Source organism: Exiguobacterium sp. SH3S1 (assembly GCF_004337105.1).
GTDB lineage: Bacteria > Bacillota > Bacilli > Exiguobacteriales > Exiguobacteriaceae > Exiguobacterium > Exiguobacterium aurantiacum_A.
In genome coordinates this window covers 154,519-169,101 of sequence record NZ_SJUW01000006.1, presented here as the reverse complement: position 1 = coordinate 169,101, position 14,583 = coordinate 154,519, and the positions used below count along the sequence as shown (strand labels likewise).

The window sequence follows — 14,583 nt, the reverse complement described above, 5'->3', positions numbered from 1 at the left end:
CCGTTCGGGCGTCTTGCGTATGTTTATGCGTTTTCGACGGCGATGTCTTCACCGATGATTTTCACTTCAGGTTCAAGTTCGATCTCAAACTTCTGTTTGACCGTCGCTTGGACGTGACGAATGAGCGAGATGTATTCAGTCGCTGTCGCCTGATTGATATTGACGATGAAGCCCGCGTGCTTGAGTGATACTTCCGCCCCGCCGATGCGCTTGCCTTGCAGTCCGCAATCTTGAATCAGTTTACCGGCAAAGTAACCGGGCGGGCGCTTGAACACACTGCCGCATGACGGATATTCAAGTGGTTGTTTCGATTCACGCTTATGCGTCAAATCGTCCATTACGTCTTTGATCGCTTCATAACCGAGCGGATCGAGTTCGAACGTCGCCTCTAAGACGATCAAGCCTTCTTTCGAAACTCGGCTCGTTCGATAATCGAGGTCAAGCTCATCTTTCGAGAGCGTGAGCAGTTCGCCGTCTGGCGTCAAAACGACCGCACTCGCGATTACGTCTTTCGTCTCGCCGCCGTAGGCACCCGCGTTCATGTAAACAGCGCCTCCGACCGTTCCCGGAATACCGCATGCGAACTCCAGTCCAGACAGCTCTTCAGTGAGCGCCTGGCGCGACACGTCGATGATGGCCGCTCCTGCTTGGGCGATGATCCGGTTGCCGTCACGGCGAACCGTGTTCAATTCGTTCAAATTCAAGACGATGCCACGCAGGCCGCCGTCTCGAACGATCAAGTTGGACCCGAAACCGAGAATCATGAATGGTACGTTCTCGCGATGGGCGAGCTCGAGGACGGCTTGAACTTCTTCATACGTGTGTGGAGCTACGAAATAATCCGCTTTCCCGCCCAATTTTGTATATGTGTGTGCTGACAGCGGCTCGTCTTGCTTGAAGCGCTCGGCCGGGATGATTGTGAGTAGTTGGTCTAAAAAGCTCATGCGTTGCCTCAATCCTTTACGGTCTATTTTATTAGTGCCGCAAGCGAAAAAGTTCGCCTCGGACACGTTGCTGAATGGTTTCAGTACGAAACACAGTATACAAATGTTTACCGAGAGTGACAAGCAACGTTTTCTTTACAATCTAGCAAATAGTTTACAACAATAATGATGTCGCGACGGCGACGACAATCGGGATTGTGAAATTATCCCAGTCTCGATACGAAATCGCTTCTGTCAGCGTCGCTATGATGGAAATGATAAACCCATAAGTTACCACTTGCCACATCGGAATACCTTTCCACAAAAACAATAAAAAGAGTACCACGTACGAACTTAAGAACATGGCCATGCTGCCTTGGAACGATCGCTTTTGCCCATACAGGTCATAGATCACCGTCCCATATTTTCGTCCAATGAGGGCTGCTAAGCCGTCTCCCCATGCCAATACGAGCGAACCCGCTAAAAAGGCGAGCGGTTCCGTCTCGAAAAAGAAGAACAAGATGACGAGGAGTGCGATCGGATAATAGACGGTCCCGAGCGATTTCCGCTCGGTCTGATGGACCGGAGACGGGCTCTTATATAGAAGCCACGCGTTTGCGAACGTAAAGAACACGAGCGGTATGGCGGCGATGTACCATGTGTCCATCAACCAGACAGCGAGCAATGACCAATGCCCGACTGCAATATGTACACTCTTTCGAATTGTCTCATCCGTCCAGCCGAGGCGCTTGCCAATCTGTTCGAGACCGACAAGAAACACCAGGACAATGACGATGGACAGAATAGAACTGACCCATTCATTCATCGTGGGACCACCTTTATGTGCGATTTTTATACGTACTCATTATACCTTAATCAAGCCAGAACCTAGCTTCCTTTTCAAACATTTGGTAGAATGAGGTCAAATGACTGTATAGCCTGCGAACGAAGTCGGCTATAGAAAGGATGCCTGTATGCGCGACGCAAATTCGATTCAAACGTTGGCTGATTGCCTTCACTATATGCGGGTTGGTGACGTCGATCGGGCCATCTCACTTTTTCCTGAAGAAGTGCGTGAGCATTTCCCGAAAGAGCTTCGTAAAATCCATTTGTTTCATATTGAAAAGAACGGATTGTCGATCAATCAAATCGTAGCTTTGGCCAACACACTGACCGGAGAGCATTTGTCCGCGACGACGATTCAAAACTGGACGAAACGCGAAGTTCGTAAAATCATCGGTGTCCCCCGGGTCGGTAAAAAATATTCGCTACAACAGGCTGCGATCATTTATTTGCTCGACGACTTGAAGCATCTGTTTTCGCTCGAAGAGACGAGCTCGCTGCTCGCACTCATCTTCAACAATCCCGACCGCGACGAGGACGACCTCATCTCCCCGATCGACTTCTACCGCTTGTACGCGGAGTATGCCAAGTCGACGAGCCCGATCGAGATGTTAGACACTCGTGCGAAGCGTTCGATTGAGAAGATGGGACACACCCATCCGAACATCATGCACGTTCTGAAGCTATGCTTGTACGCGCACCGCGTGACGACACTCGAGATCGAGGCCAAACACTATTTAAGCCGCTTCATTTGAGCCAATCAAATGAAGCTTTTTTTGTGGAACGCAAAAAAAAACACCAGTCGCAGTGACTGGTGTTCGTCATATTGGTTAGACTGACATGGCGACCGGCATCCGTGATTTGACCGTCAACGTCTTCAAAACTGACAACAACTCGAACATCGAGAGCTGATCCGCCTCTTTCGTCAAACAGAAAGAATCGTCATCTTGTTTGCGAAGTTCCGCCACAAGTTTCCCAGCTTTATCGCGAACACTGAACTTGTAGCGTTCGACGTCGTATTGAATCGTGTAGAGACCGCGTTCATAGACGTTGTATTCACACTTTTTCCCGAATAACGAGAACTTGTCTTTTAATTGACCAATCGCTTGCCCGTCATGGTTCATGACGACCCACTTTTGACAGTTCGGGATGTACTTCCCGTGAGCGATTTGTCGACCGGACAAGTTGTGCACTTGGACATTGCCCTCCGCGTTGCGGTGAACAGATCCGATTGCATCATTTGTTTCGTCATAAATGGTCGCCTCGCCTTGCGTAAAGACACAACCTTTTACATAAATTAATTTGCGCACCGCTTTTTCCTCCTACTACGTTCCAACCTCGATTTTTGTGTTTGTTCGGTTGGTCATTCTGTGAAACCCCAATTTAGTTTCTAGTAGTCGTGTTTCTCTGTTCAACTACTACATATTTCATATGACGAAGATGATTATTGCACCGTTTGAGGAAAAAGACAACCCCTTTTTCTTCGACACAATCCGCCAGTCTGTCAAAGCTGTGAACAGGCGCCATTTTAGCACTTAAATCCAGCCTGTTTAAGCAGCTGTTCGAGCTCCGTTCTTGCAATCAGACGAACTTGATTTGGTTCGGCGAGTTCGTATGCACTATCCGTATAGGACGAGTTCGTGACGACCCATCCTTCGTTCGCCCCGTAGTATGGAACGGACGCGGCTACTTGCTGGACCGCTTCGAGTCCGACAACTTTTTCATAGCGTTTTGCTTGGACCGCGATCGACCAGCCGTCCGACGTTTCAAGGAGCAAATCCGCCCCGAAATCACGTGACGCTGGCGTGACCGTCACGGTGTACCCGAGCGCTGTGAATACTTCTTCTAAAAACAGCTCAAACTCACGGCCGTCCATTCGATCAATCCGATCAATCGTCGACAGGCGCATCCGCCAGATGAGCCAAGCAATCCCGAGACCGAGCACCGTGACGACGCTCCACATCGGTGCTTCGAACCACCATAATCCGGTGGCAATCAATAGGCTAAGCGCCATTCCTTTCACGTCAATCGTCCTCCCTATCGTTTCTTTTATTTACTTTACCGAATCAATGCAGGAAAACAAAGGGGCATCTGTCGAATGTATTCCAAATGTACCCGTTTGATATAAAGAAGGAGGGATCAAACGTTAATGGAGAAAAGGATGTATCTCCAAAACGAACTGCTGCACGCTTTACCTTACGGCGTCGCGTTGATTACGAAGGACGGTACGATCGTTCAGGCGAATCGTCCGTTCATGGAGCAGTTTCCTGAAGACTTACAGACGAAAACGAATATTTTCCACATGGTCAACCAATCACCCCTCACCATGGAATTGTCGCGTCGGATGGAGCAAGGACTTCCTTGGATATACGAGATGCCGACGATTCGCGTCCATGCGATCCCATATGAACATATATACGTTCTCTCCATCGAGCCGCTCCCGCTCGACACGCGGGTCACGGTCCAACATAACGCCTTTGAGGCGATGATGCATACCGAGCTCGACATGGCGATGATCATGACAGATGCCAATCTGCTCATCAATCGCTTCAATAAAGGAGCGACCGAGCTGTTCGGCTATAAACCTCACGAAGTGCTCTATGAGATGACACCGTTCGCCTTGTTCGAGTCGCGAGAACTGAGTGAGAAGCGGACGCATTATCAAGACGAGACGGAGCGCTTGTTGTCGTTCGAACAGATGCTGCGCGTCGCACTCGATCGTGGAGACCGAGAATGGAAGTTTCAGCGTAAAGACCGCACCCATTTCGTCGGCAAACTGTTCATGCAGCCGGTCTATGAACACAATCAAATCATCGGCTTCTTTTTCTTCGTCTTTGATGTCAGTCCTGAAATCGCGCTCAAAGGTGAACTGCTCCATAAAGAGCAGCGCTACCGCATGTTTGCTGAGTCCGTGATTGAAGCTGTCCTGTTTCACGAAGGGGGAACGATTCTTGACGCGAACAAGGCAGCCGAAACGATTTTCCGTATCCCGGCCGAGGACATGGTCGGACGCCAAACGATTGAATTTATCGCGGAAGGCTACCGGGCCGATGTCCTCAGACGGATCCGTAATCACATTCAAACCCCGTACGAAGTCATCGGACGGCGCGAGGACGGTACCTTTTTAGAGATGGAAGTCTATCCGAAAGAAGTGACGTTCCAAGGCCAGACGCTCCGCGTCGCCGTCATGCGCGATATTAGTGACCGTAAAAAAGTCGAGCGCATGCTTGAACGAGAGAAAAATGCGATTGCTCGTCAGCGCGACATCATCCAATCGATTCTGCAAGCATCGAACGAGGCGTTCGTCTTGACCGAATCGAACGGTAGTGTCCTGTTCATGAACGTACATGCCCGGCGCTTACTCGACCTGCCCGGCATCGCTCCGAACAAGATACAGGAACGCATCCCGCTCCTGACGACATTCCGGGGCCGTGACCGCACTGAAATGTTAAAGAAAATCGACCTCTTGCTCGACGGGTCGGCTCGTGAAGTGTCGCTCCGTTTTTCGATTCCGCAACCGAACGATCGCGACGAACAGTATTATGAGATGTACGGAACGGGAATGGACACAAAACGGCAGATCGGTATGGACAGTGGCTTTTTGTTCGTCTTCCGCAACCGGACCGAAGAAGAGCGGATGGACCAAATCAAAAACGAGTTGGTCAGCACCGTCTCACACGAGTTGAGAACGCCATTATCTTCTTTATCGGGATACATCGAATTGATGCTGACACGCGATTTGTCGAAGGACAAGCGCGAGCGTTATTTAAAGACGATGGCGAAAGAAGCGAAGCGGTTGACGGACTTGTTGAACGACTTCCTCGATATTCAGCGCATGGAAGATGGCAACCAAGAGTATAAACGAGACCGCTTCGTCTTGAACGAGCTCGTCCGCGAAGTCGTCGAACGCTTCCGCGAGACGACTGACCACTCGATTCATTTCGATGATGCCGACGAGTTGCTCGTTCTCATCGCCGATAAGGACCGGATCGAGCAAGTCATCATCAACTTGCTTTCAAACGCCATCAAGTACTCACCTCACAGTCATGAGATTGAAGTTCGCGTCCGGAAAGAACACAAGCAAGCCCACGTGTCTGTCCAAGATTTTGGGATTGGGATTCCCGAGCACGCATTCGAAGAACTGTTCAAAAAATTCTACCGTGTCGACAACTCAGATACACGTCAAATCGGAGGCACCGGCCTCGGGTTGTCCATCTGTAAGGAGATCATCGAGTCGCACGGCGGCAGCATCGAAGTCGAGTCGAGCGTAGGCGTTGGCTCGACGTTCACGTTCACGTTAGATGTAGCGGAGGAGACGCCATGAACCATTATGCCTTTACCGGTTTCCCAGGATTTTTAGCAGGAAAGCTGATTACCCATCTCGCGACATTGCCGGATCAGATCGGCACGATCTATGCGCTCCATTTACCGGCACAACGACCGGAAGCGCTCGCTTTGAAACAAGAACTGTTGGCCACGACTTCGCTTCAAGACGAGCAGTTAGTGCTTGTCGAAGCCGATATCACACTCCCGGAAGTCATTCTCGATCCGATCATGCGGTCGGTCATCGAACGGGAAGTGAATTATATCTTCCACTTAGCGGCCGCTTATGACTTGAGCATCCCGTATGACGTCGGCTACCGAGTCAACTTGCTCGGGACGAAGCATATGACGGCGTTCGCCAAACGGGCAAAACATTTAAAGCGATACGTCTACTTTAGTACCGCCTACGTCTCCGGACGCCGCCAAGGGACCGTCTATGAGAACGAGCTATGGCATCGGGTCCAGTTTAAAAACCATTACGAGGCTACGAAGTATGAAGCGGAAGCCATCGTCTCCCGTGAACTCGGCTCGATACCCGCGACGATCATCCGTCCCGGTATCGTCATCGGCCATAGCAAGACCGGAGAGACGAAAAAATTCGATGGCGTCTACTTCGTGTTGAAGTTGATGGACCAGTTGCGTCAAGCAGCGCCGCTCCCGTATATCGGACGGCAAAACATCGAAGTGAACCTCGTGCCGTATGACTACGTGGTCGAAGCGACTGCTTATCTCGCCCACGCCCCAGTTGGTCTAAAGCGCACGTTCCATTTGACCGACCCGTTCCCGCATGGGGCTCGGGAAGTGTACCGTATGATCCACGAAGCGATGTTTGGTCGCTCGCCTCGCGGAACGATTCCCCATTTCGCCGCAGAAACCGGATTTTCCGCTTTACAGCTATCGGAACGATATGGGGTTCCAAAAGAACTGCTCGCCTATTTTAAGCATCAAGTCCATTTCGACACGACGCAGACGCTCCGGGCGTTAAACGGGACCGGCATCGTTTGCCCGGACTTACAAGACTACTTGCCTGACATCGTCGCTTATTACAACACACACAAAAAGCCCTGACCAGGGCTTTTTGTGTGTCCTCATCCAATTAACAGCTTCTCTTTCGGGTAACGGATCTTCCGGTCCATCTGTCGTGCGACCGTGAACAGAATGGTCAGCGAGCCGACACGGCCGAGGAGCATCATGAACATGATGAACCCTTTCCCGGTGTCATTCAATTCAGCCGTGATGCCGAGCGAGAGACCGACCGTTCCGAAGGCAGACACGGTCTCGAACAAGAGAGCGGTCGCCGGAATATGATCATTCGTCAAAATCGTGAGTGCCGTGATCAACAAAATAAAGAAGAAACTCGAGATGGCGACGACGTATGCTTTCTTGATTTGAAACGCATCAATCGTCCGCTCGAGAATGACCGTTTCTTTTTTACCGGCGATGAACGCCCACATGTCCGCTAAAATGACAGCGACGGTCGTCACTTTGATCCCAGAACCCGTTGATGCCGCCCCGGCCCCGATATACATCAAGATGAGGATTAATCCGATTGATACCGGCGCCATCATCGAGATGTCCACCGTATTGAATCCAGCCGTCCGTGTCGTCACCGCTTGAAAGAATGTGACGTTTAGCGCCTCGCCAATCGGACGGCCGTACAAGCCGCCTTCCACTGATACCCACTCGAACAGCATGAGTCCGAACCAGGCGATCCCGTTGATGACACCAAGCGAAGCAATCATGATTTTCGAATGTAGGGCGAGCCGCTTCCATCGTTTCACCTCGGTCGCGTCGGCAATCGTCGTGAATCCGAGACCACCGATCATCAAGAGCATCGAAATCGTGACGACGATGGCCGTATTTTGCTCGAACTGCATCAAGCTGTCGGGCCATAACGCAAAACCTGCGTTATTAAACGCCGAGACGGCATGGAAAAAGCCATAATACAGTGCTTCGCCGAACCGGTAATCACCCGTGCTGTAAAGTTCGACCGTCAAAAATAACATCCCGATGAATTGGACGATGATGGTCGTGAAGACGATGTTGCGGACGAGGCGGACCGTTCCACCCGGCCCTGACAAGTTGAGCGACTCTTGGAGTAAGATCCGCTGTTTTAAGCCGATTTTTTTACCGAGCACACTGAGCAGCATGAGCGCGACCGTCATGAACCCGAGTCCGCCGATTTGAATCAAGGCGACGATGACGAGCTCGCCGAGCGTATTGAACGATGAGCCGATGTCGATCGTCGACAATCCGGTCACCGTGCCTGCTGACGTCGCGATGAACAGGCAATCGATCCAAGAGACCGGTTCGGTTTGGGCGAACGGCATATACAGCAACGTCGCTCCGATCAAGATGGCGAGTAAAAATCCAGTCGCGATAAATCGGGCCGGCTTTTCAAAGACGAGCCGGTATAACGCCTCAATTCGTTTAAGGCGCAACTCCCGTACTGTCAATCGATGTCGCATCTCGCTATCTCCTTCGAATCAAGTTTTCTAAGCATCATCTTACTCCTCGACGTGTAAATTGCCAACTAGAAAAATGTATCGCTAACCCTTCCTATATTTTTTTGGTAATATGGGAGATAGACTTTATGAATATTGAGGAGGTTGAATGAAACCGTGGACCCTAGTACGGTAGATCATTCGCTAAAGGATGTCTCGCGAAGGTTGGAGCGTCAATCACAATGTATGCCCGCCCATCTCTATTTCCAGCTCGAAGAACTGTTGAATTGGTCACTTGATCAAGAAGTTATGAATCAATTGTACGCATTATTAAAAAAATACGATGTGCTAACCGATATAGAGCGTGAAGAACGAAATATCAGCATCCAACTGCTGATTGACGAAAACGGCGCTTAACCATCGGAACGCATTTGCGGGAGACGAGTTAAGTCTCTCGCTTTTTTTATATCTCTCTTTTTTTAGAAAGGTGGAAAACATAGACATGGATGTCGTCACTTTAGTCGGACTTTTACTCGGTTTCTTTACGTTAATCGGAGGGATGATTTTGAAAGGAGCGGGGGTCGCTCCGCTGATCAACCCTGCGGCGCTCGTCATTATTTTTGTCGGGACGGCGGCCGCGGTCAGTATCGCCGTTTCGAAAGAACAGCTACAGACGGTACCCCAACTATTTAAGATCTTATTCAAAAAACAAGAACTGCCAAGCAAATCTGGTTTGTTGACGCAATTCGTCGACCTGTCGACGCAGGCACGTAAAGAAGGCCTGCTGTCACTCGAGACGGCACTCGAGCAAGTCGAAGAACCGTTTTTGAAACAAGGCATGATGATGGTCATCGACGGTCAACCGTCTGAATATATCGCCGAAGTGATGTCGCGTGATATCGAGAATATGGAAATACGCCATAAAGCGAACGCTGATGTATTCACGCAAGCAGGCACGTACGCTCCGACGCTCGGTGTACTTGGAGCCGTCATCGGGCTCGTCGCCGCACTAAAAGACTTATCCGATATTGATAAACTCGGCTACGCCATCTCCGCCGCCTTTGTCGCGACGCTGTTCGGGATTTTCAGTGGATATGTTCTTTGGTTCCCGTTTGCCAACAAGTTGAAGCAGTATTCGAAAAGTGAGGTCGTCGTCAAGGAAATGATGATCGAAGGAATTTTGTCGATTCAAGGCGGAGAGTCACCAAAGACGTTAGAAGATAAGTTGGCCGTGTATTTGTCTCCAAAGGAGCGAGCGAACTATGAAGCGCAAAAAGAAGCATGATCATGAAGAACACATCCCGGAAGGCTGGCTCATCCCTTACGCCGACCTGCTGACGTTACTTCTCGCTTTGTTTATCGTGTTGTTCGCCTCAAGTAACGTCGACCAGACGAAGCTCAATAAGATGTCTCAATCGTTCAATCAGGTGTTCTCAGGAGGCACGAGTGTTTTCCAAGCCTCAACGGCGTCAAACAGTGACATTAGCCGAACGGACAAGACAGATACGACCGCCAATCCGCGGACGTATGAGCTGGCCAAACTCGACGAGTTAAAAGAAGAAGTGAATCAGTACATTAAGAAAAATGGATTAGAAGACGAAATCGAGGCGACCATCAACTCAAGTGGGCTCGTTCTGACGATCCAAGACCGGGCTTTGTTCAGCATGGGGGAAGCGACACTCGACGCTGACGCCCGCACGGTCGCCCAGTCGATCAGCGGCATTCTCGAACAAGCCGGGAATCGAGAAATCGTTGTGTCCGGTCATACCGATAACGTGCCGATCAATACGGCTCGTTTCCCGTCGAACTGGGAACTCAGTTCAGCCCGAGCGACTGCGTTCATGCGAGGCCTGTTGACGAATGAGTCGCTCAATCCGAATCAGTTCACGCTCGCAAGCTACGGGGAATATAAGCCGATTGCGACGAACGAAACGGACGCCGGCCGTTCCAAAAATCGCCGTGTCGAAGTATTGATCAAGCCGCTCGTCGACTTATCAGAAGGTTCACCAAAAATGATCGAAACGCTTGTCTTACCATGACGAAAAGCCCACTCTGCGACAGAGTGGGCTTTTTGTTAACGTGTCCATTCAAAATATTTTCGGGCGAGCTCGGTGAGCGGGCTCTCGAAGAGCCGCTTCCGCCAGTATAGATCGGCCGCTTTCTTAACGGCCTCACTCCGCGAAGGATACGGATAGATCATACGTGACAACTTGCCGATCTTATCGCCGCGTTGCATCGCATAGACGACGATCTGCATCCAATCGCCAGCCGTCATCCCGACCGCGTGTCCTCCGAGAATCTTGCCGTTCTTCCGGGTGATGATTTTGACGAAGCCTGTCTCTTGGCGATCGGCGACGAACCGATCGACTTCGGACAGCTTCGCCTCAAAGATTTCGATGTCATCCCCGTGACGCTCACGCGCCTCGGCCTCGGTCAATCCGACATGGAACACTTCCGGGTCGGTAAACGTGATCCAAGGCATCTTGCTGTAATCGACCTTGTTCCATAGCCCGAATAAGGCGTTGGCGACGACCGCCTTGCCTTCTTCGCCGGCCGCATGTGTGAACGGTAACGTCTTGATCGTATCTCCGATGGCGAAGATGTGGGACTGTGACGTCCGATACGTCGACGTCACATCGACATAGCCATCTTTCACGTCGACTTTCGCCCGATCAAGGCGAAGTTCTTCGATGCGTGGAACACGTCCTGTCGCCATGAGCAGTTTTTCCGCCTCATACTCGACAGTTTCCCCATCGACTTCGGCTGTGACTTTGATGCGTCCTGCCACTTCAGCAATCTGTTTGACCTTGACACCGATTTCTAGATGCAGCGCCATCTCAAGCTGTGAGCGGAGCAACGCACTGACAGACTCGTCTTCTTTCGGTAAGAACGTGTCTTGTGCCTCGAGCACGGTCACTTGGCTACCGAGCCGTGCGAACGACTGCGCCAGCTCAAGCCCGACCGTACCAGCCCCGATAACGATGATGCTCTCGGGGAGCGTCTCTTCTTCAAACACGTTTTCATTCGTTAAGTAGGAAACGCTGTCCAATCCATCGATTGGCGGGACGGTCGGTTTCGACCCGGTCGCGATGACGAACTTTTTACCGATCAGTAAATCGTCACCGACTTTCAGTTCGTACGGGCTTTGGAACGACGCTTCCCCGATGTACACATCGACCCCGATCTTTTCGAAACGCTCCGTCCCATCGTGTTCTTGAATGATCGCCCGCGCTTTGTCGACTCGTGCCTTCGTCGTCTTATAATGATCGCGCCCGTCAAACTCGGCTCCGAGCACACGTGCGGCCTGCATCATCGAACTCGCATCTTTCGAGGCTGCGATGAGCGCCTTCGACGGGATACAGCCGACGTGGAGACAATCGCCGCCTAGATGTTTTTTCTTCTCAATGAGTGCGACTTTCACACCTAAATTCGCGGCACCGGCTGCTACCGTCATCCCGGCCGCGCCTCCCCCGATTACAATCAACTGATAGTCCTTCATCCCATCAACCTCCGATATCGTTTGCTTACGTCGTCCATCCGTTTCCGGTTCACACCGAAGTCGGAATGACCGAGTCGTGAAGCAGAACGAAATTCTACTTGTCTCGCTTCATCGTCAAATAAAAATTCCACATCATCTTTAAAACGCATCAGTTTCGAAGAGACGACGTAATGGAGCGTGTCCGTCGTCTCTTCGGCAAGTTCAGTCCGAGGCAGCTGCCCCATCACCATTTTGATGGTTTCGACCGTTTGATTGCGGTCTTTTCCATACGGAAGCGGGTCCATGTGCAGCGCTTTGATCGACGTTTGTGTCGATACGGCATTCGGACTTCCTTTCAACGGTTTCAATGTTTTTGCGGCCAAGACAAAAAACCTCCCTCATTCTACATACAATTGTATGTATCCTGAATTCGGAAGGTTTAACCCTTTTATTGCAGTTCGCTCGGGTCGAGCGGTAACAGAACTGTCACAGTCGTCCCTTGTCTGACTTCACTTTCGATGACAAGTTTCCCTTCATGCGCCTCGATCAACTCCTTAGCGATCGCAAGGCCGAGGCCGCTGCTTCCTTTCGTCACTTGCGCTTGATAGAACATTTCCGTGATGCGCTGCAAGTGTTCTTTCGAGATGCCAGGTCCTTGATCGATAATCGAGATGAAGGCGACCCGCTCCGACTGGACGAAGCGAACCGTGAGCGTCCCGCCGACTGGTGAGAACCGGATCGCGTTTTCAAGTAAGTTTAAGAATACTTGCTTGAGCCGGTTCTCATCGAATAGACCGACCGACTTGGCCGGGTAGCGCTCGATCAACGTAATCTGCTTATCTTCAAGCGATTGTTTCAGTTGAATCGTTACTTTACGTAACAGTGAGACGAGATCGAGTTCTTGACGATAGAGCACGAGACGACTCTCCTCGATTTTCGTGTAGTCGAGCAATTGCTCGACGAGACCGATCATGCGCTCGGTCTCCGAATGAATGATACTCAGACCGAGCTCTGTCTCGTCTGACAGTTGTTCGTCCCCGCCTCGGATCGTCTCAGTCCAGCCTTTGATGGAAGTGAGCGGTGTCCTAAGCTCATGGGAGACGTTCGACAAGAATTCGTTGCGCGTCGATTGGTGCTGTTGCACTTTAGCGCCTAAGTAAGTCAGCGTCCGGGCAAGCGCCCCGAGCTCGTGCTTCTCGTTCGAATATACCTCGACGTCGAAATCACCTTGCGCCATCTCGTCAGCCGTCTCAATAATCTCGCGGATCGGACGGACGAATCGGTCCGCGATTCGGATGACCGCGTATAGCGCCACGAGCCAAATCAAGACACCGATCATGAGGACCGCCATCCAAATCTCGCGGATGAGCGTGTCTAAGTCTGCGAGCGGACGCGTGAAACTGATGGCGAACTCGCTCGTCCCCTCGGTCATGATCGGGCTCGTCACCGACAGAAAGTGCTCCTCGCTCACGTCATAGTCTTGGACGACCGACTCGCCTCTAGCGAGACGCTCGAGCTGCTCAGGTGTATACGACGCTTGTTGTGCTCGCTGTCCGGTTGTTTTTATAATCGCGCCAGAGCGGTCGACCATCGTCAAATCGGTACCCGGATACCCGAACGTCCGGACGAGAACCGAGAACGCGCTCGGTGTCTCAAATCCGACTTGTGCCTGTGGATACAAATAAGCGCTTGTCGTCGCATGGCTGACCAACGCATCGGACTCATACTCGTAGTAATAACGGTACGTACCGTACGACAGGACGCTTACGAGCAGTAAGAGCACGAGTGTCACGACAATCATCATGCGGATGACGAGCTGTTGTCTCATCCGTCATGTCTCCGCCACTTATAGCCATGCCCCCATAGCGTCTCGATATAAGCCGGATGGCTCGGGTCGTCTTCAATCTTTTGCCGTAAGCGGCGAATGTTGACGTCCACCGTCTTCCGGTCCCCAAAGTAGTTGATGCCCCAAACCGCGTCAAGAAGTGCGTCGCGTGATAAGACGACTTCTTCGTTTTGGACGAGATGACAGATCAAGTCATATTCGGTCGGCGTCAAATCGATCGATTGTCCGTATTTCGTCACTTGTTTCGCCGCCAAGTCGATGGCGAACGGTCCTGACTTGAGACGTTTCTTCTCTTTGCGCTTCACTTTTTCAACGCGTCGCAGGAGCGCATGAATGCGCGCGATGAGCTCGCCCGGGCTGAACGGCTTGGCGATATAGTCGTCCGCCCCTTTCCCGAGACCTTCGATTTTATCTTCTTCAAGCGTGCGTGCCGTCAACATGATGATCCCGACGTTCTCGTCTAAGTCACGAATCGCGGCGCACGCTTCAAAGCCGTCCATCTCAGGCATCATGACGTCTAGCAAGACGATATCGAACGGTTCACGATCGAATGCGGTGACCGCTTCACGGCCGTTCGTCGCCTCAAAGACATCAAATCCGGCTCGTTTTAAATTTACGATGATAAAGCTGCGAATCGCATGCTCATCTTCGGCTACTAATATCCGATTCATATTTCCACCTCTTCTGGAGTTCACTACTCTACATTATAGTTACGTTTTTGCGACA

At 51.2% G+C, this 14,583-nt stretch carries 15 protein-coding genes; 6 read left to right on the top strand and 9 right to left on the bottom strand.

The features are described from left to right. Nucleotides 1-23: 23 nt before the first annotated feature. Both murB and EVJ26_RS08780 read right to left on the bottom strand, forming a co-directional pair. Nucleotides 24-944, bottom strand: coding sequence for a UDP-N-acetylmuramate dehydrogenase (murB, locus tag EVJ26_RS08785; protein ID WP_131458562.1), 921 nt, complete (start codon nt 942-944; stop codon nt 24-26). Nucleotides 945-1,098: 154 nt separating this feature from the next. Continuing rightward, complete coding sequence (locus EVJ26_RS08780) at nt 1,099-1,749, bottom strand: diacylglycerol/polyprenol kinase family protein (RefSeq protein ID WP_131458561.1); 651 nt, start codon at nt 1,747-1,749, stop codon at nt 1,099-1,101. Nucleotides 1,750-1,897: 148 nt separating this feature from the next. Between EVJ26_RS08780 and EVJ26_RS08775 the strand changes: the two genes are divergently transcribed. Then, entirely contained in the window at nt 1,898-2,521 is a 624-nt protein-coding gene (locus EVJ26_RS08775) for a DUF1836 domain-containing protein (RefSeq protein ID WP_131458560.1), read from the top strand. A gap of 75 nt (nt 2,522-2,596) precedes the next feature. Here EVJ26_RS08775 and EVJ26_RS08770 read toward each other — a convergent pair whose 3' ends face one another. After that, the gene (locus EVJ26_RS08770) at nt 2,597-3,076 is read right to left on the bottom strand and encodes an LURP-one-related family protein (protein WP_131441646.1); all 480 of its coding nucleotides are present in this window, start codon (nt 3,074-3,076) and stop codon (nt 2,597-2,599) included. Between the two features lie 218 nt (nt 3,077-3,294). Beyond that, a complete protein-coding gene (locus EVJ26_RS08765) occupies nt 3,295-3,780 on the bottom strand; it encodes a restriction endonuclease (RefSeq protein ID WP_236635541.1) in 486 nt (161 codons plus the stop codon). 135 nt (nt 3,781-3,915) lie between these two features. On the opposite strand from EVJ26_RS08765, the gene EVJ26_RS08760 reads away from it, so the two are divergent. Continuing rightward, on the top strand, nt 3,916-6,090 hold the full coding sequence (locus EVJ26_RS08760; RefSeq protein ID WP_131469040.1) for a PAS domain-containing sensor histidine kinase: 2,175 nt from the start codon (nt 3,916-3,918) through the stop codon (nt 6,088-6,090). Then, complete coding sequence (locus EVJ26_RS08755; RefSeq protein ID WP_131470266.1) at nt 6,087-7,157, top strand: SDR family oxidoreductase; 1,071 nt, start codon at nt 6,087-6,089, stop codon at nt 7,155-7,157. The genes EVJ26_RS08760 and EVJ26_RS08755 overlap by 4 nt, the downstream gene beginning before the upstream one ends. A gap of 20 nt (nt 7,158-7,177) precedes the next feature. Here EVJ26_RS08755 and EVJ26_RS08750 read toward each other — a convergent pair whose 3' ends face one another. Further along, on the bottom strand, nt 7,178-8,557 hold the full coding sequence (locus tag EVJ26_RS08750) for a TrkH family potassium uptake protein (RefSeq protein ID WP_131470265.1): 1,380 nt from the start codon (nt 8,555-8,557) through the stop codon (nt 7,178-7,180). A gap of 201 nt (nt 8,558-8,758) precedes the next feature. Here EVJ26_RS08750 and EVJ26_RS08745 point away from each other — a divergent pair, with 201 nt between their 5' ends. From EVJ26_RS08745 to EVJ26_RS08735, 3 genes are all read left to right on the top strand, one after another. Next, a complete protein-coding gene (locus EVJ26_RS08745) occupies nt 8,759-8,950 on the top strand; it encodes a hypothetical protein (RefSeq protein ID WP_233589722.1) in 192 nt (63 codons plus the stop codon). A gap of 85 nt (nt 8,951-9,035) precedes the next feature. Further along, nucleotides 9,036-9,818: a flagellar motor stator protein MotA gene (gene motA / locus EVJ26_RS08740; RefSeq protein WP_070329182.1), complete on the top strand. Its 783-nt coding sequence runs from the start codon at nt 9,036-9,038 to the stop codon at nt 9,816-9,818. Next, the gene (locus tag EVJ26_RS08735) at nt 9,796-10,572 is read left to right on the top strand and encodes a flagellar motor protein MotB (protein ID WP_070329181.1); all 777 of its coding nucleotides are present in this window, start codon (nt 9,796-9,798) and stop codon (nt 10,570-10,572) included. The genes motA and EVJ26_RS08735 overlap by 23 nt, the downstream gene beginning before the upstream one ends. 35 nt (nt 10,573-10,607) lie before the next feature. On the opposite strand, the gene EVJ26_RS08730 is transcribed toward EVJ26_RS08735, so the two are convergent. From EVJ26_RS08730 to EVJ26_RS08715, 4 genes are all read right to left on the bottom strand, one after another. Then, a complete protein-coding gene (locus tag EVJ26_RS08730; protein WP_131457890.1) occupies nt 10,608-12,032 on the bottom strand; it encodes a dihydrolipoyl dehydrogenase family protein in 1,425 nt (474 codons plus the stop codon). Further along, complete coding sequence (locus EVJ26_RS08725; protein WP_131457891.1) at nt 12,029-12,394, bottom strand: DUF1499 domain-containing protein; 366 nt, start codon at nt 12,392-12,394, stop codon at nt 12,029-12,031. Before EVJ26_RS08725 ends, EVJ26_RS08730 begins: the two co-directional genes overlap by 4 nt. A 65-nt stretch (nt 12,395-12,459) precedes the next feature. Next, complete coding sequence (locus EVJ26_RS08720) at nt 12,460-13,839, bottom strand: sensor histidine kinase (RefSeq protein ID WP_131457892.1); 1,380 nt, start codon at nt 13,837-13,839, stop codon at nt 12,460-12,462. Continuing rightward, nucleotides 13,836-14,528 (bottom strand): response regulator transcription factor, encoded by a 693-nt coding sequence (locus EVJ26_RS08715; RefSeq protein WP_131457893.1) that lies wholly within the window; start codon nt 14,526-14,528, stop codon nt 13,836-13,838. The genes EVJ26_RS08720 and EVJ26_RS08715 overlap by 4 nt, the downstream gene beginning before the upstream one ends. Between the last annotated feature and the right edge of the window lie 55 nt (nt 14,529-14,583).

Excerpts from the sequence above, each read along its gene's own strand:
- murB (WP_131458562.1), bottom strand. The coding sequence starts at position 944 with ATGAGCTTTTTAGACCAACTACTCACAATCATCCCGGCCGAGCGCTTC.
- EVJ26_RS08765 (WP_236635541.1), bottom strand. The coding sequence starts at position 3,780 with ATGGCGCTTAGCCTATTGATTGCCACCGGATTATGGTGGTTCGAAGCA.
- EVJ26_RS08720 (WP_131457892.1), bottom strand. The coding sequence starts at position 13,839 with ATGAGACAACAGCTCGTCATCCGCATGATGATTGTCGTGACACTCGTG.
- EVJ26_RS08735 (WP_070329181.1), top strand. The coding sequence starts at position 9,796 with ATGAAGCGCAAAAAGAAGCATGATCATGAAGAACACATCCCGGAAGGC.
- EVJ26_RS08750 (WP_131470265.1), bottom strand. The coding sequence starts at position 8,557 with ATGCGACATCGATTGACAGTACGGGAGTTGCGCCTTAAACGAATTGAG.
- EVJ26_RS08755 (WP_131470266.1), top strand. The coding sequence starts at position 6,087 with ATGAACCATTATGCCTTTACCGGTTTCCCAGGATTTTTAGCAGGAAAG.
- motA (WP_070329182.1), top strand. The coding sequence starts at position 9,036 with ATGGATGTCGTCACTTTAGTCGGACTTTTACTCGGTTTCTTTACGTTA.
- EVJ26_RS08730 (WP_131457890.1), bottom strand. The coding sequence starts at position 12,032 with ATGAAGGACTATCAGTTGATTGTAATCGGGGGAGGCGCGGCCGGGATG.
- EVJ26_RS08760 (WP_131469040.1), top strand. The coding sequence starts at position 3,916 with ATGGAGAAAAGGATGTATCTCCAAAACGAACTGCTGCACGCTTTACCT.
- EVJ26_RS08715 (WP_131457893.1), bottom strand. The coding sequence starts at position 14,528 with ATGAATCGGATATTAGTAGCCGAAGATGAGCATGCGATTCGCAGCTTT.
- EVJ26_RS08780 (WP_131458561.1), bottom strand. The coding sequence starts at position 1,749 with ATGAATGAATGGGTCAGTTCTATTCTGTCCATCGTCATTGTCCTGGTG.
- EVJ26_RS08775 (WP_131458560.1), top strand. The coding sequence starts at position 1,898 with ATGCGCGACGCAAATTCGATTCAAACGTTGGCTGATTGCCTTCACTAT.